At 59.1% G+C, this 22,257-nt stretch carries 22 protein-coding genes; 11 read left to right on the forward strand and 11 right to left on the reverse strand.

Annotated elements, in window-relative coordinates; all coding sequences use genetic code 11:
- The first annotated feature begins 106 nt into the window (after positions 1–106).
- From CQ041_RS01745 to CQ041_RS01755, 3 genes are all read left to right on the forward strand, one after another.
- Positions 107–1,015, forward strand: a complete 909-nt coding sequence (locus tag CQ041_RS01745; RefSeq protein ID WP_105520668.1) for an OmpA family protein — start codon at positions 107–109, stop codon at positions 1,013–1,015.
- A 129-nt stretch (positions 1,016–1,144) separates the two neighbouring features.
- Positions 1,145–2,362: an argininosuccinate synthase gene (locus CQ041_RS01750; protein WP_010212738.1), complete on the forward strand. Its 1,218-nt coding sequence runs from the start codon at positions 1,145–1,147 to the stop codon at positions 2,360–2,362.
- 626 nt (positions 2,363–2,988) lie between these two features.
- Positions 2,989–3,621, forward strand: a complete 633-nt coding sequence (locus CQ041_RS01755) for a response regulator transcription factor (protein ID WP_105520667.1) — start codon at positions 2,989–2,991, stop codon at positions 3,619–3,621.
- An 83-nt stretch (positions 3,622–3,704) separates the two neighbouring features.
- Here CQ041_RS01755 and CQ041_RS01760 read toward each other — a convergent pair whose 3' ends face one another.
- From CQ041_RS01760 to metG, 4 genes are all read right to left on the reverse strand, one after another.
- Positions 3,705–3,887: a PA3496 family putative envelope integrity protein gene (locus CQ041_RS01760; protein ID WP_105520666.1), complete on the reverse strand. Its 183-nt coding sequence runs from the start codon at positions 3,885–3,887 to the stop codon at positions 3,705–3,707.
- 107 nt (positions 3,888–3,994) lie between these two features.
- Positions 3,995–4,633 (reverse strand): endonuclease III, encoded by a 639-nt coding sequence (gene nth / locus CQ041_RS01765; protein WP_105520665.1) that lies wholly within the window; start codon positions 4,631–4,633, stop codon positions 3,995–3,997.
- 49 nt (positions 4,634–4,682) lie between these two features.
- A complete protein-coding gene (gene rsxB / locus CQ041_RS01770) occupies positions 4,683–5,654 on the reverse strand; it encodes an electron transport complex subunit RsxB (protein WP_105520664.1) in 972 nt (323 codons plus the stop codon).
- A gap of 101 nt (positions 5,655–5,755) precedes the next feature.
- Positions 5,756–7,807: a methionine--tRNA ligase gene (gene metG / locus CQ041_RS01775; protein ID WP_105520663.1), complete on the reverse strand. Its 2,052-nt coding sequence runs from the start codon at positions 7,805–7,807 to the stop codon at positions 5,756–5,758.
- 172 nt (positions 7,808–7,979) lie between these two features.
- On the opposite strand from metG, the gene apbC reads away from it, so the two are divergent.
- Positions 7,980–9,074: an iron-sulfur cluster carrier protein ApbC gene (gene apbC, locus CQ041_RS01780; protein WP_105520662.1), complete on the forward strand. Its 1,095-nt coding sequence runs from the start codon at positions 7,980–7,982 to the stop codon at positions 9,072–9,074.
- Between the two features lie 501 nt (positions 9,075–9,575).
- On the opposite strand, the gene fdxA is transcribed toward apbC, so the two are convergent.
- Both fdxA and mutS read right to left on the reverse strand, forming a co-directional pair.
- Complete coding sequence (gene fdxA, locus CQ041_RS01785; RefSeq protein WP_105520661.1) at positions 9,576–9,899, reverse strand: ferredoxin FdxA; 324 nt, start codon at positions 9,897–9,899, stop codon at positions 9,576–9,578.
- Positions 9,900–10,041: 142 nt separating this feature from the next.
- Complete coding sequence (mutS, locus tag CQ041_RS01790) at positions 10,042–12,633, reverse strand: DNA mismatch repair protein MutS (RefSeq protein ID WP_105520660.1); 2,592 nt, start codon at positions 12,631–12,633, stop codon at positions 10,042–10,044.
- A 209-nt stretch (positions 12,634–12,842) separates the two neighbouring features.
- On the opposite strand from mutS, the gene CQ041_RS01795 reads away from it, so the two are divergent.
- The 3 genes from CQ041_RS01795 to recX all read left to right on the forward strand — a co-directional run bounded on the left by CQ041_RS01795 (position 12,843) and on the right by recX (position 14,962).
- Entirely contained in the window at positions 12,843–13,343 is a 501-nt protein-coding gene (locus CQ041_RS01795) for a CinA family protein (RefSeq protein WP_105520659.1), read from the forward strand.
- Between the two features lie 84 nt (positions 13,344–13,427).
- Entirely contained in the window at positions 13,428–14,486 is a 1,059-nt protein-coding gene (gene recA, locus CQ041_RS01800; protein WP_003231359.1) for a recombinase RecA, read from the forward strand.
- A gap of 8 nt (positions 14,487–14,494) precedes the next feature.
- Positions 14,495–14,962 carry a recombination regulator RecX gene (gene recX, locus CQ041_RS01805; protein ID WP_105520658.1) on the forward strand — a complete coding sequence of 156 codons (468 nt, stop codon included), beginning with the start codon at positions 14,495–14,497 and terminating at the stop codon, positions 14,960–14,962.
- A 102-nt stretch (positions 14,963–15,064) separates the two neighbouring features.
- Here recX and CQ041_RS01810 read toward each other — a convergent pair whose 3' ends face one another.
- Both CQ041_RS01810 and CQ041_RS01815 read right to left on the reverse strand, forming a co-directional pair.
- Entirely contained in the window at positions 15,065–16,177 is a 1,113-nt protein-coding gene (locus CQ041_RS01810) for a TIGR00730 family Rossman fold protein (RefSeq protein WP_105520657.1), read from the reverse strand.
- Positions 16,178–16,459: 282 nt separating this feature from the next.
- Positions 16,460–16,897 carry a PA3611 family quorum-sensing-regulated virulence factor gene (locus CQ041_RS01815; RefSeq protein WP_105520656.1) on the reverse strand — a complete coding sequence of 146 codons (438 nt, stop codon included), beginning with the start codon at positions 16,895–16,897 and terminating at the stop codon, positions 16,460–16,462.
- 178 nt (positions 16,898–17,075) lie between these two features.
- Here CQ041_RS01815 and CQ041_RS01820 point away from each other — a divergent pair, with 178 nt between their 5' ends.
- The 3 genes from CQ041_RS01820 to CQ041_RS01830 all read left to right on the forward strand — a co-directional run bounded on the left by CQ041_RS01820 (position 17,076) and on the right by CQ041_RS01830 (position 19,115).
- Positions 17,076–17,795 carry a tRNA-uridine aminocarboxypropyltransferase gene (locus tag CQ041_RS01820; protein WP_105520655.1) on the forward strand — a complete coding sequence of 240 codons (720 nt, stop codon included), beginning with the start codon at positions 17,076–17,078 and terminating at the stop codon, positions 17,793–17,795.
- Between the two features lie 230 nt (positions 17,796–18,025).
- Positions 18,026–18,676: a response regulator transcription factor ErdR gene (gene erdR / locus CQ041_RS01825; protein WP_105520654.1), complete on the forward strand. Its 651-nt coding sequence runs from the start codon at positions 18,026–18,028 to the stop codon at positions 18,674–18,676.
- Positions 18,677–18,752: 76 nt separating this feature from the next.
- A complete protein-coding gene (locus tag CQ041_RS01830; RefSeq protein WP_105520653.1) occupies positions 18,753–19,115 on the forward strand; it encodes a diacylglycerol kinase in 363 nt (120 codons plus the stop codon).
- A 3-nt stretch (positions 19,116–19,118) separates the two neighbouring features.
- Here CQ041_RS01830 and CQ041_RS01835 read toward each other — a convergent pair whose 3' ends face one another.
- Positions 19,119–20,045, reverse strand: coding sequence for a LysR family transcriptional regulator (locus CQ041_RS01835; protein ID WP_163002033.1), 927 nt, complete (start codon positions 20,043–20,045; stop codon positions 19,119–19,121).
- Between the two features lie 123 nt (positions 20,046–20,168).
- On the opposite strand from CQ041_RS01835, the gene fpr reads away from it, so the two are divergent.
- Positions 20,169–20,948, forward strand: a complete 780-nt coding sequence (fpr, locus tag CQ041_RS01840) for a ferredoxin-NADP reductase (RefSeq protein ID WP_003189055.1) — start codon at positions 20,169–20,171, stop codon at positions 20,946–20,948.
- A gap of 136 nt (positions 20,949–21,084) precedes the next feature.
- Here fpr and tsaA read toward each other — a convergent pair whose 3' ends face one another.
- Together tsaA and CQ041_RS01850 are read right to left on the reverse strand one after the other, a co-directional pair.
- Complete coding sequence (gene tsaA / locus CQ041_RS01845) at positions 21,085–21,780, reverse strand: tRNA (N6-threonylcarbamoyladenosine(37)-N6)-methyltransferase TrmO (protein WP_105520652.1); 696 nt, start codon at positions 21,778–21,780, stop codon at positions 21,085–21,087.
- Positions 21,781–21,783: 3 nt separating this feature from the next.
- Complete coding sequence (locus CQ041_RS01850) at positions 21,784–22,245, reverse strand: DUF1456 family protein (protein WP_105520651.1); 462 nt, start codon at positions 22,243–22,245, stop codon at positions 21,784–21,786.
- Positions 22,246–22,257: the final 12 nt, after the last annotated feature.

The raw sequence follows: 22,257 nt of genomic DNA on the forward strand, positions 1-22,257 counted from the left end.
TTGCAGGCACTCGCTATCAAGTTTTGCAGGATGCATCCGATAGCCTTTTGTATGCCTTATCGATGTATGACGCTTTGAAGTGTTGTAGAAACCAGTGGAGCCTCCCGTGCGCCAGCATTATCTAGCCCTGCTCAGTGTGTTCGCCAGCCTGCCTGCGATGGCCCTCACGTTCCAGACACGCCTGGAGAATATTGAGTGGAAGGTGGAAGGCGACAAATTCGAATGCCGCCTGACCCAACCGATCGCCGATTTCGGTTCGGGCGAGTTCGTGCGCCGGGCTGGCGAGCAGGCCACCTTTCGTCTCAAAGCCTATAACGGCTCGCTCGGAGCTGGCTCGGCAACCTTGTTGGCCGCCGCCGCGCCCTGGCAGCCGGGCCGCGGCGATATCAACCTCGGTGCTGTGCGTGCCGGTAGTGGCGATGTGCTGTTCAACAGCTCCCAGGCGCAGGCAGGGCGCCTGTTCAACGGCTTGCTGGAAGGGCGCTCACCGACAGTCCGGCATTACGGGCGTGAGGGGGGGTACTCGGAAATTCGCCTGCTCCCGGTAAAATTCAACAAGGCCTACAGCGACTATCAGCTGTGCACCGCCAAACTGCTGCCGATGAATTACGATCAGGTCAAACAGACGGTGGTGGGTTTTCCAGGCGGTGGCATCGAGTTGGACGCGGCCGCCAAGCAGCGGTTGGCAGTCATTCTCGAGTTCATGAAGGCCGATCCGAGCGTCAACCATATCGAGTTGAATGGCCACTCGGACAACAGCGGCAACCGCTTGACCAATCGGGATGTGTCACGCCGCCGTGCCCTGGCGGTCATGGAGTATTTCAAGGCCAATGGCATCCAGGAGTCGCAGATCACGATGCGTTTCCATGGCGAAAGCTACCCGCTGGCCCCCAACACCAATGCCGCCAACCGCGCGCGCAACCGCCGTGTCAGCATCCAACTTGAGCGCGTGGCGGCTCCCGAGAAAGCGGCGCCCCAGGCAACCGGCCCAAGCAACCCGGCGGCGACCTCTTAACGCGCGACCATCGGTCGCTCGTTCGACATAATCTGTCGCTTTATCTTCATTTGCTGTCGCGCCCCTGTAAATTCACGGTTTTGGTCGGTAGAATCGACGGCTTTCCGTACAACCCCGTGGAGTGATGGCATGGCCGACGTAAACAAGGTCGTTCTCGCGTATTCCGGCGGCCTGGACACTTCGGTGATCCTCAAGTGGCTGCAGGATACTTATAACTGTGAAGTGGTGACCTTCACCGCTGACCTGGGTCAGGGCGAAGAGGTCGAACCTGCACGTGCCAAGGCGCAAGCCATGGGCGTGAAAGAGATCTACATTGACGACCTGCGCGAAGAGTTCGTCCGCGATTTCGTTTTCCCGATGTTTCGCGCCAACACCGTCTACGAAGGCGAGTACCTGCTGGGTACCTCCATCGCACGTCCGCTGATCGCCAAGCGTTTGATTGAAATCGCCAACGAGACCGGGGCTGACGCCATTTCCCATGGCGCTACCGGCAAAGGCAACGACCAGGTACGTTTCGAACTGGGTGCCTATGCGCTCAAGCCAGGCGTGAAGGTGATTGCCCCTTGGCGCGAATGGGACCTGCTGTCCCGTGAAAAGCTGATGGATTACGCTGAAAAGCACGCAATCCCGATCGAGCGTCACGGCAAGAAGAAGTCCCCGTACTCGATGGACGCCAACTTGCTGCACATCTCCTATGAAGGCGGCGTGCTGGAAGACACCTGGACCGAGCACGAAGAAGACATGTGGAAATGGACCGTCTCCCCGGAGAACGCGCCCGACAAACCACAGTACCTGGAACTGACCTACCGCAACGGCGACATCGTCGCGCTGGACGGCGTCGAAATGACCCCGGCCACCGTGCTGGCGACCCTGAACCGTATCGGTGGCGAGCACGGTATCGGTCGTCTCGACATCGTCGAGAACCGTTACGTGGGCATGAAGTCCCGTGGCTGCTACGAAACCCCGGGCGGCACCATCATGCTGCGTGCCCACCGCGCGATCGAGTCCATCACCCTGGACCGCGAAGTGGCTCACCTCAAAGACGAGCTGATGCCCAAGTACGCCAGCCTGATCTACACCGGCTACTGGTGGAGTCCTGAGCGTCTGATGCTGCAACAGATGATCGACGCTTCCCAGGTGCACGTGAATGGCGTTGTGCGCCTGAAGCTGTACAAAGGCAACGTGATCGTGACCGGTCGTAAATCCGACGAGTCGCTGTTCGATGCGAATATCGCCACCTTCGAAGAAGATGGCGGCGCCTACAACCAGGCGGACGCAGCGGGCTTTATCAAGTTGAACGCACTGCGCATGCGCATTGCCGCCAACAAGGGTCGCTCGTTGTTCTGAGTGTTCCGCCCGTTGTGAAAGATGGCCCCTTGTTCAAGGGGCCATTTTTTTTGCCCGGTTAAATTAGTCCGGATTGTAATGTTTAAAGTTGTTAAACATGTGTGGATGTTTTGCAGTGTAGAGGTTTTTCAAGGCGCTACTTGTGTGCCGCAAGTGATTGGGTTTTATAGCGCAATGAATTTTTTACAGCACAACAGGAACTGCTCTTACAGAAAATTCACTCATGCCAGTACAGCGAGGATGTAAGACGCTGAATAGTCTGTAGGAATTTTGGGCGTAAATAAATATGTTTAATGGAACTGAATCAGTTGACGTTTCCCTGTCGCTTTTTACCGTAGCGGCCGGGAAGCAAGGGACATTTCCTGAAAGGAATGTGCGTTACGATTACCCGCTCTGGTACAGCCCGCGGAGATTTCACACAGATTATGTCCAGCGCAGGAAAGTTCTGAAAGCCGCCATAAAACTCGATACATCTGAGCTGGTGTTTTTTTGTAGGTTATTTCTCTTATCGTTGTGGGTTGGGTCTCTGCTTGCTGTTGCTTGGGGGGGAATGCTATGCCAACCGGTAAACGACTAGGCTATTGTGCTTGCTCTAAATAATTCGAACAGCGAAATTGGACTTTCTCATGAATAAAGTGCTGATCGTGGATGATCATCCCGTCATTCGTCTTGCTGTGCGTATGCTAATGGAGCGTCATGGTTATGAGGTCGTTGCCGAGACCGATAACGGAGTCGATGCGCTGCAACTTGCACGGGAGCATATGCCGGACATTGTCATACTGGATATTGGTATTCCCAAACTTGACGGCCTGGAAGTTATTTGCCGGCTGTCGTCCACCAAACAACCCGCGCCGTTCAAGGTGCTGGTGTTGACCTCACAGGCCCCCGGGCATTTCTCCATGCGCTGCATGCAGGCGGGGGCCGCTGGTTACGTGTGCAAGCAGCAGGACCTGACCGAATTGCTCAGTGCGATCAAGGCCGTGCTTTCGGGATACAGCTATTTCCCGAATCAGGCACTCAATTCGGTGCGTTCAACCATGGGCAATGCCAGTGAAGCCGACATGGTCGAGCGTTTATCGGGGCGCGAGATGATGGTGTTGCAGCAACTGGCCAAGGGCAAGACCAACAAGGAGATCGCGGACGGAATGTTCTTGAGCAACAAGACCGTCAGCACCTACAAGACGCGCCTGTTACTCAAGCTCAACGCCAGGTCCCTGGTGGATCTGATTGAATTGGCCCAGCGTAATGGCCTGGTGTAGAGGAGGGTAGCCCCGCCGACATGCCAGGCTGTCGGCAGAAAAAAAGCCTCCGTCAGGGGGGCTTCCGACCGTCAACCCTGTGATCAGAGATCGAAGTCGTAATCGGCCAGTTGTTTTTGCAAGCGTCGCTCTTCCAGAAGATTATCGATGGTGCGGCGTTTGCTGAGATTCGTCTTGGCTACCTCGGCAACAGGTGCTTCTGCCCCATCGTCATCCGACTCAACGAGGTCGTCATCTACTTCCAGTTGTTCTTTGCCAGTGCTCATAAGGTTCACTCCGGGCTAAGACTGCCGTTGGCGCTCCTTATAACGATAATCCATGAATGGGTAAAAAAGATTTTTTCAATCGACGGATGGAGAAAATCAATAAACCCTCAATCGTCGGACGTCTTGGCCTTGTATTCGCACAGGTCTTCAATGAGGCAACTGCCGCATCGCGGCTTGCGCGCCTGGCAAACGTAGCGTCCCAGCAGGATCAACCAATGGTGGGAGTCGAGCAGGTAGGGCTTGGGAACGAACTTCATCAGCTGTTTCTCTACCTCCACCACATTTTTCCCGGGAGCAATGCCCGTCCGGTTGCTGACCCGGAAAATATGCGTGTCGACGGCCATGGTCAGTTGCCGGAAAGCCGTATTGAGCACCACATTCGCCGTCTTGCGACCCACGCCCGGCAGCGCCTCCAGTGCCTCGCGGGACTGGGGTACTTCACCGCCATGTAATTCCACCAGCAGGCGACACGTTTCGATAACGTTCTTGGCCTTGCTGTTATACAAACCGATGGTCTTGATGTATTCCGACAAACCCTCCACACCCAGGGCGTGGATTGCCTCCGGCGTATTGGCCACGGGGTAGAGCCTGGCCGTTGCCTTATTGACGCCGACGTCCGTGGACTGGGCCGAGAGAATCACCGCAATCAGCAATTCGAACGGTGTCGAGTAGGCCAGTTCGGTCTTGGGTTCCGGATTGTCTGCGTGAAGCCTGCGAAAAATTTCCAGGCGTTTTGCGGCATTCATGGGGTGGACAGTTCCTTGCAGGCGTTCAACGAGGTTTGCAACCGCAGGCTCAGGCCTGGGACGCGGTTTGAGCATCCACCAAGCGCAGCGCCTCATCAAGTTTGCGCTGCGCGTCCGCCAGTTGTTGTGAATCAGACTGCTGGTCCTGTGCTCGCTTCAATTCGGCGCGGCGCATCGCCAACTGAATCTTGGCGCGCTTGATATCGGCGCTGTTGTCCGGCAACAGCTGGGCTGCTGGTTCACGGTGCACTTCGAGGGTGGCGAGTGCTTGTTCTGCGGCTTCAAATTGCTGTTGCAACACAATCAGCTGCGACTGTTGCTCAAAGGTTGGGGGGTGACCAAAGGCCTTCAAGGATTTGTGCAACTGGGCGCGACTCATGGCAACACCAACCTTGGCTTTTTTGATCGCCGCGTCGATGCCTGCCTGTTGGGCATCCTCCTGAGGGGCTGCCTCGGGGACCGGACGCTTGGCGCGGGCCAGGCGTTCGGCGTGCTTGTGTTGTTCCTCGCGCTGCAGGCGTGCACGGCGTTGCTCGAATCGCCGCCGGGCACGATCGCGCTTGAGCCCACGTGCATGCCGTTCGGTATCAGAGTTCGCCAGGCCTCCTACGATGGGCACTACATGGGTCAGGGGGCGCATCTCGATGCAGTCGACAGGGCACGGCGCCACACACAGGTCGCAACCGGTGCACTCGTCGATAATCACGGTGTGCATCAGCTTTGCGGCGCCGAGAATGGCATCCACCGGGCAGGCCTGGATGCATTTGGTGCAGCCAATGCATTCTGCTTCGCGGATATAGGCGATCTGGGCCGGGGCGTCCCCTCGACTGATGTCCAGTTCCAACACCGGCACGCGCAGCAATCGTGCGAGGCCAGCAATGGTTTCCTGTCCGCCAGGCGGGCACTTGTTGATGGCTTCGCCCTGCGCGAGGCCTTCGGCGTAGGGCTTGCAGCCCGGGTGCCCGCATTTGCCGCATTGGGTCTGCGGCAACAGCGCGTCTATTCGTTGGATGAGGTTCATGCAGTGATCATCGGCATGCCAGTTAACAAGCGGAGCTTGTTGGAGTGAGCGAGCTTGCCTTGCTCACCCCAAACACACCCAGACCCACAAACTGCGCGGGCTTACTTGATACGCTGACCCGGCTTGGCACCGCTGTCAGGGCTCAGCAGGTAGATCTCTTCACCACCAGGGCCGGCGGCCATCACCATGCCTTCGGAGATTCCGAACTTCATTTTCCGTGGCTTGAGGTTGGCGATCATCATGGTCAGGCGACCATCGAGCTTGGACGGGTCCGGGTAAGCACTCTTGATCCCGGAGAACACGTTGCGTTGCTCGTCACCGATGTCGAGGGTCAGGCGCAGCAGCTTGTCGGCGCCTTCCACGGCTTCGGCCTTGATGATCAGCGCGACACGCAGGTCTACGGCAGCAAAGGCATCAAACTCGATTTCCGGCGACAGCGGGTCCTTGGCCAGCTCGCCGTTGCCGGCAGGCTTGGATTCGCCCGTATCAGTCTGGCTGGCGACCAGGTCTTCTTTCGAAGCATCGGTCATGGCCTGCACTTTCACGGGATCAATACGGGTCATCAGCGGCTTGAACTCGTTCAGTTGGTGGTTGCTCAGCAGGGTCGCGTGGTCGGCCCAGGTCAGCGGCGCAACGTTGAGGAACGCCTCTGCATCGGCGGCCAGCAATGGCAACACTGGCTTGAGAAAGATCACCAACTGACGGAACAGGTTGACGCCGGTGGCGCAGATCGCCTGGACTTCAGCCTGCTTACCTTCCTGCTTGTTCAACGACCACGGAGCCTTGTCGGCGATCCAGGCGTTGGCACGGTCGGCTAGGCCCATGATCTCGCGCATGGCGCGGGCGAAGTCGCGGGCTTCATAGGCGTCGGCAATGCTTGGCGCGGCAGCCAGGAAGGCGTCGGTCAGTTCCGGCGCAGCATTTTCGGCCACCAGTACACCGGCGTTGCCCTTGTGGATAAAACCGGCGCAGCGGCTGGCGATGTTGACGACCTTGCCCACCAGGTCCGAATTGACCTTTTGCACGAAGTCTTCCAGGTTCAGGTCCAGGTCATCGACGCCACGCCCCAGCTTGGAGGCGTAGTAGTAGCGCAGGTATTCCGGGGACAAATGGTCAAGGTAGGTGCGCGCCTTGATAAAGGTGCCACGGGACTTGGACATTTTCTGGCCATTGACCGTCAGGTAGCCGTGCACGTTGATGCCGGTCGGCTTGCGGTAGCCCGAGCCTTCCAGCATCGCCGGCCAGAACAGGGCGTGGAAATTGACGATGTCCTTGCCGATGAAGTGGTACAGCTCGGCGGTGGAGTCCTTGCCCCAGAACGCGTCGAAGTCCAGCTCCGGCGTGCGCTCGCAGAGGTTCTTGAAGCTGGCCATGTAGCCGATCGGCGCATCGAGCCACACGTAGAAATACTTGCCGGGTTCGCCCGGGATCTCGAAACCGAAGTACGGCGCATCGCGGGAAATGTCCCACTGTTGCAGGCCGGCATCCAGCCATTCGGCGATCTTGTTGGCCACGGCGTCCTGCAGGGTGCCGCTGCGGGTCCAGGTTTGCAGCATCTGCTGGAAATCCGGGAGCTTGAAGAAGAAGTGCTGGGAGTCCTTCAGTACCGGGGTGGCACCGGAAATCGCCGACTTCGGATCCTTCAAGTCTGTCGGTGCATACGTGGCACCGCATTTCTCGCAGTTGTCACCGTACTGGTCCTCGGTGCCGCATTTCGGGCAGGTGCCCTTGATGAAGCGGTCGGCCAGGAACATTTTCTTTTCCGGGTCGAAATACTGGGTGATCGAACGCGTGGCGATGTGCCCGGCGTCTTTGAGGCGCAGGTAGATCTGGTTCGACAGCTCACGGTTTTCTTCGGCGTGGGTCGAATGGAAGTTGTCGAAGTCCACCAGGAACTCGGCAAAGTCGGCGCTGTGTTCAGCCTGCACGTTGGCGATCAGTTGTTCCGGGGTGATGCCTTCCTTTTCGGCGCGCAGCATGATGGCCGAACCGTGGGCGTCGTCCGCGCAGACATAGATGCATTGATTGCCGCGATGCTTCTGGAAGCGCACCCACATATCGGTCTGGATGTACTCAAGCATATGGCCAAGATGGATGGAACCATTGGCATAGGGCAGGGCGCTGGTGACGAGGATCTTGCGTGGCTCGGACATGGGGCTCGGCTACTTGATGAAACGGAGGTCGGCCACTATAAAGCGCCGGGAAATTTATTTCACCCCGTGGCGCTGTTTCAGCATCTTCCAAACCTGCGAAAGCATGCCGCTCAGCAGCGGGAACGGTTAGGATAGCCGCCTGTTTCAGTCAGTCTTTTTTCGGGAGTAGCCCATGAGCGCCGTGAATCGCGCAGCGGTGGAAGCCGTTCTTCGCCAGTACACCGACCCTTACTTGAACCAGGATCCGGTGAGTGCCGGCTGTGTGCGCGCCATCGAGGTCCAGGGTGATCAGGTGTCGGTCCAGCTGGAGCTGGGCTATGCCGCCGGCCTGTTCAAGAGTGGGTGGGCGCAGATGCTGCAAATGGCTATCGAAGGCCTGGACGGTGTGCGTTCAGCCACGGTCGACATCCAGTGCGTGATCGCCCCGCACAAGGCCCAGGCGCAGATTCCTGGCTTGGCCAACGTCAAGAACGTGGTCGCCGTGGCGTCCGGCAAGGGCGGCGTGGGCAAATCCACCACTGCCGCCAACCTGGCCCTGGCCCTGGCCCGGGAGGGCGCACGTGTCGGTATTCTCGATGCTGATATCTACGGCCCTAGCCAGGGCGTGATGTTCGGTATCGCTGAAGGTACGCGTCCAAAGGTCAAGGACCAGAAGTGGTTCGTGCCGATCGAATCCCTTGGCGTGGAAGTCATGTCCATGGCCTTTCTTACCGATGACAACACGCCGATGGTGTGGCGCGGGCCGATGGTCTCCGGCGCCCTGTTGCAACTGGTCACCCAGACCGCCTGGGGCGACCTGGACTACCTGGTGATCGACATGCCGCCAGGCACTGGCGATATCCAGCTGACCCTGGCGCAGAAAGTCCCGGTGGCCGGCTCCGTGATCGTCACCACGCCTCAGGACCTGGCGCTGCTCGACGCGAAAAAAGGCGTGGAGATGTTCCGCAAGGTCAACATCCCGGTGCTCGGCGTCGTGGAGAACATGGCGGTGCACATCTGCTCCAACTGTGGCCATGCCGAGCATTTGTTCGGTGAGGGCGGTGGTGAAAAGCTCGCGACCCAGTACGGTGTCGAACTACTGGCCTCGTTACCTTTATCGATGCTGATTCGCGAACAGGCGGATGGTGGCAAACCTACCGTGGTCGCCGAGCCTGATAGCCAGATCGCCATGATCTATCAGGAACTGGCGCGCCATGTTGGGGCCCGAATTGTGCTGCAGGAAGCGACGGCACCCGCCATGCCGACCATCACCGTGAGCGACGACTGAGCGCCATCCAGGGAAACGGCTGTTTTGAGGTGGGGGAGCTCGCTCCCTCGCCACACCGCGCAGGCTCCTACAAATACGGTTGCGCTTTTACCCAGTCGGTCGCGTAAGCATTGGCTTACTTTTTCGTAAGTGTTTGGTTGCTTTGTGCGCCTTGCCTGTCTTGAATTGATGAGCGATTTTTCTATCTGTTTGAAAAATAACAATTATTTATTTCATCTCAAGGCCTTGGGCCTGTCAGGTCAAGCGTTGCATCCCGTTGAACTTCTTTTGGAACCCTTTAACATCAGCCCTGTGTCCACGGATTGACACAGCCATCACGGAACGATGGCTCGAAGGAACGTCGCAGGATGCGAGTCATCAGGATGATGAAAAGGAATAAAGGGACTAGGGAAAAAATGTGGGCGGGTCATACCGCCCCTTTTTTTCGCCCGTAGAAAAGTGAATGCCCGCCCCAGAATGCAAAAAAGGCCCCAAGGGGCCTTTTTCTTCACAGCAAACCTGTCAGCGCTCCAGCTGAGCAATCTTGCCGGTTTTGCCATCCCACTCTGCCGCATCAGGCAGTGAGTCTTTCTTCTCGGTGATATTCGGCCAGATTTCAGCCAGCTCGACGTTCAGCTGGATGAACTGCTCCATACCGGCCGGGACTTCGTCCTCGGAGAAAATTGCGACGGCCGGGCATTCAGGCTCACACAGGGCGCAATCAATGCACTCGTCCGGGTGGATGACCAGGAAGTTCGGGCCTTCGTAGAAGCAGTCCACCGGACATACTTCCACGCAGTCGGTGTACTTGCACTTGATGCAGTTGTCGGTGACGACGAAGGTCATTTCTAATTTTCTCCTCAGGCGGCGGCAGCGAAACCCTTTGTGGCAGGGCTCGCGAGGTTCGGGAGCGATAGTCTGCAGGCCAGGCTAAAAGCCTGCAGCATCCCAAACCGCGCGAGAGTCTACCAGCTTGCAAGCCTCAGCGTTATATCCGAGTCTTCAGTGCATATAACATTTCGAGCGCTTTGCGCGGGGTCAAGTCGTCCAGGTTAAGCTTGGCCAGGTCTTCCAGCACCGGATGCGGCAGGCTGGCGAACAGGTCGCTCTGATGCGGAGCGGCAGGTTTGCGGCTGGTTTTGGCGGGGCTGGCAACCACGCTTTCATGCGGCAGGGCCGTGGTTTCCAGGCGGCTGAGGTGCTCGCGGGCACGGGTGATCACCTCGTTGGGTACGCCGGCCAGTTGCGCCACGGCCAGGCCATAACTCTGGCTGGCCGGTCCTGGCAGCACGTGGTGCAGGAACACGATGCGCTCGTTGTGCTCGGTGGCATTGAGATGCACGTTGGCCACCAGCGGCTCGCTTTCGGGCAGCACGGTCAGTTCGAAATAGTGGGTGGCAAACAGCGTATAGGCGCGCAGGTGCGCCAAACGTTCGGCTGCCGCCCATGCCAGGGACAGACCGTCGAAGGTGCTGGTGCCACGTCCCACTTCGTCCATCAGCACCAGGCTGCGTTCGGTGGCGTTGTGCAGGATATTGGCGGTTTCGCTCATTTCCACCATGAAGGTCGAACGGCCGCCGGCCAAGTCATCGCTGGAGCCGATCCGGGTAAAGATGCGGTCCACCAGCGACAGCTCGCAACTGGCCGCTGGCACGAAACTGCCGATATGGGCCAGCAACACGATCAAGGCGGTCTGACGCATGTAGGTGGATTTACCACCCATGTTCGGACCGGTGATGACCAGCATGCGGGTATCGTCGTCCAGCGACAGGTCGTTGGCGACGAACGGCGTGGTCAGAACCTGCTCCACCACCGGGTGGCGGCCTTGCACGATGCGCATGCACGGTTCGCTGACAAAACGCGGGCAGTTCAGGTCTAGGTTCAGGGCGCGTTCGGCAAGGTTGCTCAGTACGTCCAGTTCGGCCAGCGCGGCGGCGGTGTCCTGCAGCGGCGCCAGTTGGCTGATCAGGTCTTCGAGCAAGGCCTCATACAGCATTTTTTCCCGGGCAAGGGCGCGGCTCTTGGCCGACAGCGCCTTGTCTTCAAACTCTTTGAGCTCCGGCGTGATAAAGCGTTCAGCCCCCTTGAGGGTCTGGCGACGTTGATAGTCGATCGGCGCCGACTCGGCCTGCTTGCTCGGCAGCTCGATAAAGTAGCCGTGGACGCGGTTGTAGCCGACCTTGAGATTGGCCAGGCCGGTGCGGGCTTTTTCGCGGGCTTCCAGGTCGATCAGGAATTGGCCGGCGTTCTCGCTCAAGGCTTGCAGCTCGTCCAGCTCGCTGTCGTAACCGGTCTTCAATACGCCGCCGTCACGGATGATCGCCGGCGGGTTGTCGATGATGGCTTTTTCCAGCAGCGCCGCCAGTTCAGGGTAGGTGCCAGCGGTGACGGCAAGCTGTTGCAGGTGTGGCGTATCCAGTTCGGTCATTGCCACTTGCAATTGAGGCAGGGCGCCAAGGGCATCACGCAGGCGCGCCAGGTCACGCGGACGCGCGTTACGCAGGCCGATCCGCGCCAGGATGCGCTCGATATCGCCGATCTCCTTCAACTGCGGCTGCAGTTTTTCGAAGCGATAGGCGTCCAGCAGGCAGGTAATGGACGACTGCCGTGCCTGCAGCACGCTCAAGTCCCGCAACGGGCGGTTCAGCCAACGGGTCAGCAAGCGGCTGCCCATGGCGGTCTGGCAACGGTCGACGACCGACTGCAGGGTGTTGTCGCGGCCCCCGGCCAGGTTGGTGTCCAGTTCCAGGTTGCGACGGCTCGCACCATCGAGCACCACGGTGTCGTCCAGGCGCTCATGGCGCAGGCTGCGCAAATGGGGCAGGGCCGTGCGCTGGGTTTCCTTGGCGTAACCCAGCAGGCAACCGGCGGCACCGATGGCCAGGGTCAGGGTTTCGCAGCCGAAGCCTTTAAGGTCCTGCACCGAGAACTGCTGGCACAGACTTTTCAGCGCTGAGTCCCGCTCAAAATCCCACGGCGCACGACGCTTGGTCCCACGGCGTTTTTCGGCCGGAAGGTCTTTTGGCCAATCATCCGGGATCAACAGCTCCACCGGATTGATACGCTCCAGCTCCGCCAGCAGGTTCTCCCAACCCTTGATCTCCAGCACGCTGAAGTTGCCGCTGGTGATGTCCAGCACCGAGAGGCCGAACAGGCGCTCATCCCCCAACACGGCGGCGATCAGGTTATCGCGACGCTCGTCCAGCAGCGCCTCATCGCTCACCGTGCCCGGCGTAATGATGCGCACCACCTGACGCTCCACCGGCCCCTTGCTGGTGGCCGGGTCGCCGATCTGCTCACAGATCACCACCGACTCGCCCAGCTTCACCAACTTGACCAGATAACCTTCCAACGAATGGTAAGGAATCCCGCACATTGGAATCGACTGCCCCGCCGACTGCCCGCGCGCGGTCAGGGTGATGTCCAGCAACTTGGCGGCCTTCTTCGCGTCTTCGTAGAAGATCTCGTAGAAGTCGCCCATGCGGTAGAACATCAACTGATCAGGGTGCTGGTTTTTCAGGCGCCAGTACTGCTGCATCATTGGCGTGTGGGAGGACAGGTCTGAAGTGGTTTTACTCATTGGGTCGTAGGCAAATTCGTTGAAATGAGTGGGGCAAAGGTGGGGCATTCGGCCCTGGGATTTTGCGATGGCGGCAAGGTTAACACGCGAAGTTGGCGGTTCGCAGTTCGCAACAGCGCTCGGTTTCAACTTCAGCCCGCCTGCCGCTTGCGTGTCCGAATTGCTCCTGTAGGGTAGGCATGATCCCCCGCCCGCTTTTGGAGACACCCGTGAAGGAAATCACTCAACTGGCTGCCGAACTGGGTCGCCGCCTGCAGGTGCTCAATGCCCACGTCACCACCGCCGAGTCCTGCACTGGCGGCGGTATTGCCGAGGCCATCACGCGGATTCCAGGGAGTTCGGCCTGGTTCGAGGCGGGTTATGTCACTTATTCCAATCGCCAGAAGACCCGCCAGTTAAATGTGCCGGAGACATTGTTTCCAAACGTTGGGGCGGTAAGCCAGGAGGTGGTCGAGGCAATGGTCCGCGGCGCACAGGAAAAAAGCCTGGCGCATTTTGCCGTGGCCGTCAGTGGTGTGGCGGGGCCGGACGGCGGCTCGCCGGACAAACCGGTCGGCACCGTATGGCTGGCGTTCGGCGCGGGTGATGTGGTGACAGCCGAGCTTGCGCACTTCTCTGGCAACCGCGACGAGGTCCGCCGACAAACGGTCAAGGCCGCGCTAGAGGGCTTGTTGCGACGAGCTGCAGCAGAAATAGACAATCAGGGGTAGGCGATCCTCGATCTTTGTGGAACAATACTGTCTACTTATACAGGTGTTGGCCGCCCCGGCCTTATTGATTACGTGAGGACTTTAATGGACGACAACAAGAAGAAAGCCTTGGCTGCGGCCCTGGGTCAGATCGAACGTCAATTCGGCAAGGGTGCCGTAATGCGTATGGGCGATCATGACCGTCAGGCGATCCCGGCTATTTCCACTGGCTCTCTGGGTCTGGACATCGCACTCGGCATTGGCGGCCTGCCAAAAGGCCGTATCGTTGAAATCTACGGTCCTGAATCTTCCGGTAAAACCACCCTGACCCTGTCGGTGATTGCCCAGGCGCAGAAAATGGGCGCCACCTGTGCGTTCGTCGATGCCGAGCACGCCCTGGATCCTGAATACGCCGGCAAACTGGGCGTCAACGTCGACGACCTGCTGGTTTCGCAGCCGGACACCGGTGAGCAAGCGCTGGAAATCACCGACATGCTGGTGCGTTCCAACGCCATCGACGTGATCGTGGTCGACTCCGTGGCAGCGCTGGTACCTAAGGCTGAAATCGAAGGCGAAATGGGCGACATGCACGTGGGCCTGCAAGCCCGTCTGATGTCCCAGGCGCTGCGTAAAATCACCGGTAACATCAAGAACGCCAACTGCCTGGTGATCTTCATCAACCAGATCCGCATGAAGATCGGCGTGATGTTCGGCAGCCCGGAAACCACCACCGGTGGTAACGCGCTGAAGTTCTACGCGTCGGTCCGTCTGGATATCCGCCGTACCGGCGCGGTGAAGGAAGGTGATGAGGTTGTTGGTAGCGAAACTCGCGTTAAAGTGGTGAAGAACAAGGTAGCCCCGCCTTTCCGTCAGGCTGAGTTCCAGATTCTCTACGGCAAGGGTATCTACCTGAACGGCGAGATGATCGACTTGGGCGTGCTGCATGGCTTTGTCGAGAAGTCCGGTGCCTGGTACGCCTACAACGGCAGCAAGATCGGTCAGGGCAAGGCTAACTCGGCCAAGTTCCTGGCAGAAAACCCGGATATCGCCGCCACGCTCGAGAAGCAGATTCGCGACAAGCTGCTGACCGCAGCACCCGACGTGAAAGCTGCCGCCAACCGTGAGCCGGTTGAAGAAGTGGAAGAAGCTGACACTGATATCTGAAGCAAACGATGACAGTTGTACTGGATACACTCGTCGCCGTTCGGCGCACTGCGATGGACCTGCTCGCGCGGCGCGAGCACGGTCGAGTCGAGCTGACGCGTAAGCTGCGTCAGCGCGGCGCAGAGCCGGAGATGATTGAAAGCGCCCTTGACCGTTTGACGGAAGAAGGGCTGCTGTCAGAAGCCCGCTACCTCGAAAGTTTTGTTTCCTACCGAGCGCGCTCTGGTTACGGCCCTGCGCGGATTCGCGAGGAGCTTAGCCAGCGCGGACTGCAGCGAGCTGATATCGACCTTGCCTTGCGTGAGTGTGGAATCAGTTGGCAGTCGCAGTTGGAAGATACCTGGCGGCGCAAGTTTTCTGGTCACCTTCCGATTGATGCCAAGGAGCGCGCGAAGCAAGGGCGCTTCTTGAGTTATCGCGGTTTTTCGATGGAGATGATCAGTCGCTTGTTGAGCGGTCGGGATCTGGACGACTGAATCTGTGGTCAGCGGGCTGCGCAGCAACCCCAATCGCTTCGCCAACACGCCAAATAAAAACCCGCTATGAACATAGCGGGTTTTTTTGCGACTCCTGAAACCTCAAGCCGGCTCCGGCACCACCCTTTGTTGTGCTTTTCCCTGAGCCTGCGCCCAGTTCTCCGGCAGGTTGATGAAATCCACCAACTCCCGCAGCCGTCCCTGATCGCGCCCCGTAAAGTTGAACACCAGCCGCGTCAAATGGCTGAACCTCGGTTCATCATGTTCCTCACCCGTGTACGCAAGCTGCTGGAACTCACCGTTCAAGCGCAGGCTGGCAAACTCGGTTTGCAAATGAGCCAGCGCCCGATCACTGAGGGGATGATTCATGCGCACCACAAACTCGCGCTTCAACCAGCGGGTGGAATGGAAGTTGGCGTAGAACTGATTGATCTCTGCCACCGCTTCTTCAGCGCTGTACACCAATCGCACCAGCTTGAGGTCGGTGGGCAGGATGTAACGGTTGGCTTCCAGCTGGCTACGGATAAATTCCAGGGCGCCTTGCCAGAACCCGCCGCCGGGCGCATCGAGCAATACCACCGGTACCAGTGGGCTTTTACCCGTCTGGATCAGGGTCAGCACTTCGAGCGCCTCGTCCAGGGTGCCAAAACCACCCGGGCATAACACCAGTGCATCGGCCTCCTTGACGAAGAACAGCTTGCGCGTAAAGAAGAAGTGGAAGGACAGCAGGTTGTCGGTGCCATCAATGGTCGGGTTGGCATGTTGTTCGAAGGGCAGGGTGATATTGAACCCCAGGCTGTGTTGCAGGCCCGCCCCTTCGTGGGCCGCGGCCATGATACCGCCGCCGCCACCGGTGATGACCATCAGGTCTGACTGTGCCAGCAATGCGCCGACCTCACGAGCCAGCGCATACACGGGGCTTTCGACAGGTGTGCGGGCCGAACCGAACACCGTCACTTTGCGACGCCCCTTGAACTGTTCGAGCACGCGGAACGCATTGTCCAGCTCGCGGATGGCTTGCAAGGTGATCTTGGCGTTCCAACGGTTGCGGTCGTCCTGGGCCATGCGCAGCACGGTGAGGATCATGTCGCGGTACAGGGGGATATTCGGGCTGTTGGGGGCGATCAGTTGGAGTTGCGCTTCGACCTGTTGCGTAAGGTCGGCACCGTTTTCTTCAAAATGCTGGAGCAGGCGGTCATTCGGTTGGTAAGGCATTCAACGTCTCCTTCTTGCAGGGCCCGGGTGGCCGACGAAAGACTCGTCGGAGGCGACGACACTGCATGTGTCGCTGCTTGCCGCAGGGGGCAACCTTCTTTTGCCCTGAAAATGTTACAGAACAGCATGAAAAGCGCTGCGAATAATCAGTCGGGATGACTTGATCATGGGCTGCAAAACCCTTGGCTGGCAACCACTTATTGAACGAGAGTGTAGCTGTCTTGATGGAGGCAAAGCGGGGAGGTGCGCGCTACCGGACGGCAGCGCGGGAGGGGCAAAACGTTACTTTTTCTTCTTGGCCGTTGGGGCAGGGCAGTCGGCTTCCACGAACTTCACGGACGCAACCGGGCGGTTGGTCTTGTTCTCGGTGATTTCATAGCGCATAACCGCACCCTTGGCCATCAGCTCGCGGTAGCCCTTGTTCAGGCACACGCTCTGACCCAGCTGGAAATACACTGCCTTGGGGTTGGCGCGCATCTGTTCGGCGCGATCGGGCATGACGCTCAAGTGGTCGATCAATTGCATGCCTTCAACCGTGTAGGCGACTTCCAGGGTTTTTTCGTCAATTTCCCGAGGCAGGTCCTTGTTGCTCTCAGCCGCGACGCTTTGCAGTTTCCTGTTCATCTGGGCCTCCAGCAGCGAGGCGGCCTGGGCAGCCACGGGCACTACCAGCGCGAGGGCGATGGATGGGGCAGCAAGGCGCAGCATGGAACGCAACATGAAACTCTCCTGATTCGGTTACTGGTGCATAGACCAGCCACTGGGCTGTGCGTTCAGTGGCGCGCAATTATAGGTGAGCCCTTGCCACTACAGCCAGGCGTATCGCTGGTAAACTGCTGCCACTTCAGCCTTTCCGAGTTTCCACCGTGTCGATTTACCCGTTCCAACGGCGCATCCGATGAGCCACGCTGTCTCCCGCCTGCGCACCGAGCGTCTGGCCCGCGCTGTCAGGCCGTTCCTCAACCGTGGCTCGCGTGCCGAACGCTGCCCCGGTTGCCGAGTGATTCCCGAATACTGCCTGTGCGCCTGGCGACCCACCGTCGCGGCCAGGTCCGCCATGTGTTTGCTGATGCATGACGTGGAGCCGATGAAACCGAGTAACACCGGCTGGCTTATCGCCGATGTGATCAAGGACACCACGGCCTTCGCCTGGTCACGCACTGAAGTCGATCCCGATTTGCTCACCTTGCTGGCCGATCCACAGTGGCAGCCGTACATCGTGTTCCCCGGCGAGTTCGTCGCGCCCGAACGCGTGGTCAGTGAAGTAAAGGTCCAGGAGGGTAAGCGTCCGCTGTTCATCCTGCTTGATGGCACCTGGAGCGAAGCCCGCAAAATGTTCCGCAAGAGCCCCTATCTGGAGCACTTGCCGGTGCTGAGCCTGGCGCCGGAGCAACTGTCGCGCTACACATTGCGCCGCTCCAAGCGCGATGACCATTTCTGCACGGCCGAAGTGGCGGCGTTGTGCCTTGAGTTGGCCGAAGACGCCGCAGCAAGTGAAGTACTGGATGCCTACCTCGACGTCTTCAGCACCCATTACATGGCCGCCAAGTTCCAGTTGCCCCTGGACCCGGAGGATGATGTCCATACTCGTTTGGCGCCCTATATCCCAACGGTATAACCAGACGACGTTTGCATGATGGCACCGTAAACCCGTCCGCCGCTAAAATGCCCGCGGGCGTTGTGCTTGACCCCCCAGGCTGCGCTGGGCATGCTGAGCGCCGATTGGGGCGCAACCGTGATTTTCGACATCGAACTTGCCCCGTGGCGATGGCTGCCTGGCCTTCGCCTTGTGTGTTGGCGAACCCTGAACCCATCAGGGCTCCCATAAAAAACAGGATCATTTAATCAATGGCCACATACGACATCCTGATAGCCGATGACCATCCGCTGTTTCGCAGCGCCCTGCATCAGGCCGTAACCCTGGGCCTTGGCCCGGACGTGCGCCTGGTCGAAGTGGCCAGCATTGCCGAGCTGGAAGCGCGCCTTACCGAGAAATCCGACTGGGACCTGGTGCTGCTCGACCTGAATATGCCCGGCGCCTACGGTTTTTCCGGGCTGGTGCTGTTGCGCGGGCAATACCCGCAGATCCCCGTGGTGATGGTCTCGGCCCAGGAAGAAGCCGATGTCGTGGTGCGCTCCAAGGAGTTTGGTGCCAGTGGCTTCATTCCCAAGTCCAGCACCATGGACGAGATCCAGAAGGCCGTCCGGGCGGTGCTGGATGGCGACGTCTCCTGGCCGCCGCAGGCATTTGAAGAGATCAACGTGTCCGACGAAGCCAAAGCCGCACGTGATGGCCTGGCCAGCCTGACGCCCCAGCAGTTCCGCGTGCTGACGATGGTCTGTGAAGGCTTGCTGAACAAGCAGATTGCCTACGAGCTGAGTGTGTCGGAAGCCACCATCAAGGCCCACGTCACGGCGATCTTCCGCAAACTGGGCGTGCGAACGCGAACCCAGGCGGCATTGCTGTTGCAACAACTTGAGTCAATTTCGCAGCATTAATCAGCCACCCGATTCACGCTTTTTTGACTTGGCGTGATCTAGTTTCCCCACTCCTTTGGTTCAGTTGCCTACCTCTATGTCGCCTTTCAAGGGTCAAACCGGTCTCAAACGTATCTTCAACGCTGGGGGTTATTCCCTGGATGGCCTGCGCGCCGCCTTCACCGGCGAAGCAGCCTTCCGCCAGTTGGTCTTGCTCAATGTCATCCTGATCCCGCTGAGCTTCTTCCTGAATGTCAGCCGGGTCGAGCGCGCCTTGCTGATCGCGGTGTGCCTGCTGGCCTTGATTGTCGAGTTGCTCAACTCAGCGGTGGAGGCGGCCATCGACCGGATTTCCCTCGATCGTCACCCCCTGTCCAAGAACGCCAAGGACATGGGCAGCGCTGCGCAATTCGTTGCGCTGACCATGATTAGTCTGGTGTGGGCCGTCATCCTGATCTAAGCCTCAGGCAATGCTCGGCAGCACGATCTCGTCGCTGCGCTGAACCCCGGCGGTGAAGGCGCGGCACAGTTCCAGGAACTCGCGCATGGCCGAGGTCTGGTACTTCTGTTTATGCCAGATGAAATAGAACTGCCGAGCCAGGTCCAGGTCCGGGGTTTCCACCGGCACCAGGCTGCCACGGCGGAACGCGTCGCGCAGCGCCAGGCGGGAGATGCAGCCAATCCCCAACCCTGACTCAACGGCGCGCTTGATCGCTTCGGTATGTTCCAGTTCCAGACGGATATTCAGCGCGCTGCGGTGATGGCGCATGGCCTGGTCGAACGTCAGCCGCGTGCCAGACCCCTGTTCTCGCAGGATCCACGCCTCATGGGTCAACTCGTCCATCGTCGCGATGCCGCGCTTGGCCAAGTGATGCTGGGGCGCGCAAAACACCACCAACTCATCTTCGACCCAGGTCTGCACCTCGATGTCCGGGTGGCTGCAGTCGCCTTCGATTAGACCCAGGTCAATTTCGTAGTGCGCCACTTGGTGCACGATATGCGCAGTGTTTTGCACATGCAGCTTCACCTGGCTCTCGGGGTGCTGCTGCATGAAACTGCCGATCAGCAGAGTCGCCAGATAATTGCCGATGGTCAGCGTGGCGCCGACCGCCAGGGAGCCGAATCCGGACTTGCCGTTGAGCAGGTCCTCGATTTCCTTGGCCTGGTCCAGCAGCGCCACCGCTTGGGGCAATAGTTGATGCCCCAGCGCGTTGAGGCTCAGCCGTTTACCCGCGCGGTCGAATAACTGGCAGCTGGATTGACGCTCCAGCTCGGTAATCGACGTGCTGGCGGCGGATTGGGACAAGGCCAGAAGGCCAGCAGCGCGAGAGACGCTTTCCTGCTGGGCGACGGCGACGAAGACTTGCAGTTGACGGAGAGTAAATCGCATATCGATATAACCGATAACCCTTATCTTAATAATCCAGTTAACAGATATTGTCGCCGCGATTAGAATGCGGTGCAATTGCGCGCCTGAATACAGCGCAGACCCATTTCCAGGAGTTCCCCGTACATGAGCAACATGAACCACGAGCGTGTCCTCAGTGTTCATCACTGGAACGACACTCTGTTCAGCTTCAAGTGCACCCGCGATCCGGGCCTGCGCTTCGAGAACGGTCAGTTCGTGATGATCGGCCTGCAACAGCCCAACGGCCGCCCGCTCATGCGCGCATACTCGATTGCCAGCCCGAACTGGGAAGAGCATCTGGAGTTCTTCAGCATCAAGGTGCCGGATGGCCCGCTGACTTCCCAATTGCAGCACTTGAAGGAAGGCGACGAGATCATCATCAGCAAAAAACCGACAGGCACCCTGGTGCTAGACGATTTGAAGCCGGGCAAGCACTTGTACCTGCTCAGCACCGGTACTGGTTTGGCGCCGTTCATGAGCGTGATCCAGGACCCGGAAACCTATGAGCGTTTCGAAAAAGTGATCCTGTGCCACGGCGTGCGTTACGTCAACGAAGTCGCGTACCGCGAATTCATCACCGAGCACCTGCCGCAGAACGAATTCTTCGGCGAAGCCCTGCGTGACAAGTTGATCTACTACCCGACCGTGACCCGCGAGCCGTTCGAAAACGAAGGCCGTCTGACCGACCTGATGCGCAGCGGCAAGCTGTTCAGCGATATCGGCCTGCCGCCGATCAACCCTGAGGATGACCGCGCCATGCTGTGCGGCAGCCCGAGCATGTTGGACGAAACCAGCGAAGTGCTGAACAGCTTCGGCCTGAAAGTTTCGCCACGCATGCGTGAGCCGGGTGATTACTTGATCGAGCGTGCCTTCGTCGAGAAGTGACATTGGGTCAATAGCGACACAGATCAGAAATGTGGGAGGGGGCCTGCCCCCGATAGCGGTGTGTCAGTCACAGCTTTATCAACTGACACACCCTCATCGGGAGCAAGCGCCCTCCCACAATTTGTTTCTGGTTACTTCAGTTGGCTGGAAGCACTTCCAGCACACAGATCAACCCCGCCTCAGGATAGTGCCAGCGCACATCCACATCCCAGAACTGCGCCCCATACTCTCTCTCCGGCCCAGGCGTCTGATACGCCGGCCGCGGATCCTGCGCCAAACACTGCTCGATCAACGCGACCAACGGCTCATCCAGCCGCTGAGCATGGCTTTGTGCCTGATGCAGTGCGGTCTTGAGCCACTGCACCGGAATCAGCGCGGGCGCACCACTGGCCATGTCGTTGGTCGCGGTATCGATCATGTCGGCATACGGCACATACGGCTTGATATCCAGCACCGGCGTGCCATCGAGCAAATCAATCCCGGAAATCCACAGCTTGCCCGGCTCCACCTTGTCCAGCTTCACCACCGACTGGCCGATGCCATTCGGCCGATGGGTCGCGCGGGTAGCAAACACACCCATGGACGTATTGCCGCCCAGGCGTGGCGGGCGAACTTTCAGGCGCGGCTTGTCTTCCAGGGCTTGATGGAACAGAAAGAGCAGCCACACATGGCTGACCTGCTCCAGCCCCTGCACCGCCTCGCCGCCGTCGAACGGCGCCACCAGCTCCAGCACGCCACGGGCGGCAGGCGCCAGTTGGGGTTGGCGCGGGATGGCGAACTTCTCCTTGAAGCAGGAGCGCACGAAGCCGACGGGCGAGACGCTGTAACTCATGATTTACGTACGAACCCGCAGCGTCAGACCCTTGAGGAAATTACGCAGCAACTGGTCGCCGCAGGGGCGGTAGTTGGTGTGGCCGAACTTGCGGAACAGCGCGCTCAGCTCAGGCTTGGAGACCGGGAACTCAGCGGCCTTGAGGATCGCGTGCATGTCGTCTTCCTTCAGTTCGAAGGCCACGCGCAGTTTCTTGAGAATGATGTTGTTGGTAACCGGCGTCTCGATCGGCTGTGGCGGACGGCTTTCGTCCTTGCCACGCTTGAAGATCACCAGGCCATCAAGGAAGTGCGCCATGACGTCATCCGGGCAGAACACAAAGCCTTCTTCCTCGTCTTTCTTGAGGTAGGTCAGCAGGTCGTCCTTGGTCACGTCCATGCCGCCGAGCTTGATGATTTCGACCATCTTGTTGTCGCTGATGTCGAGCATGTAGCGCACGCTGCGCAGTACGTCGTTGTGAATCATGGTGGGCAATCC

The sequence above is a fragment of the Pseudomonas sp. MYb60 genome, assembly GCF_002979555.1.
Lineage (GTDB): Bacteria > Pseudomonadota > Gammaproteobacteria > Pseudomonadales > Pseudomonadaceae > Aquipseudomonas.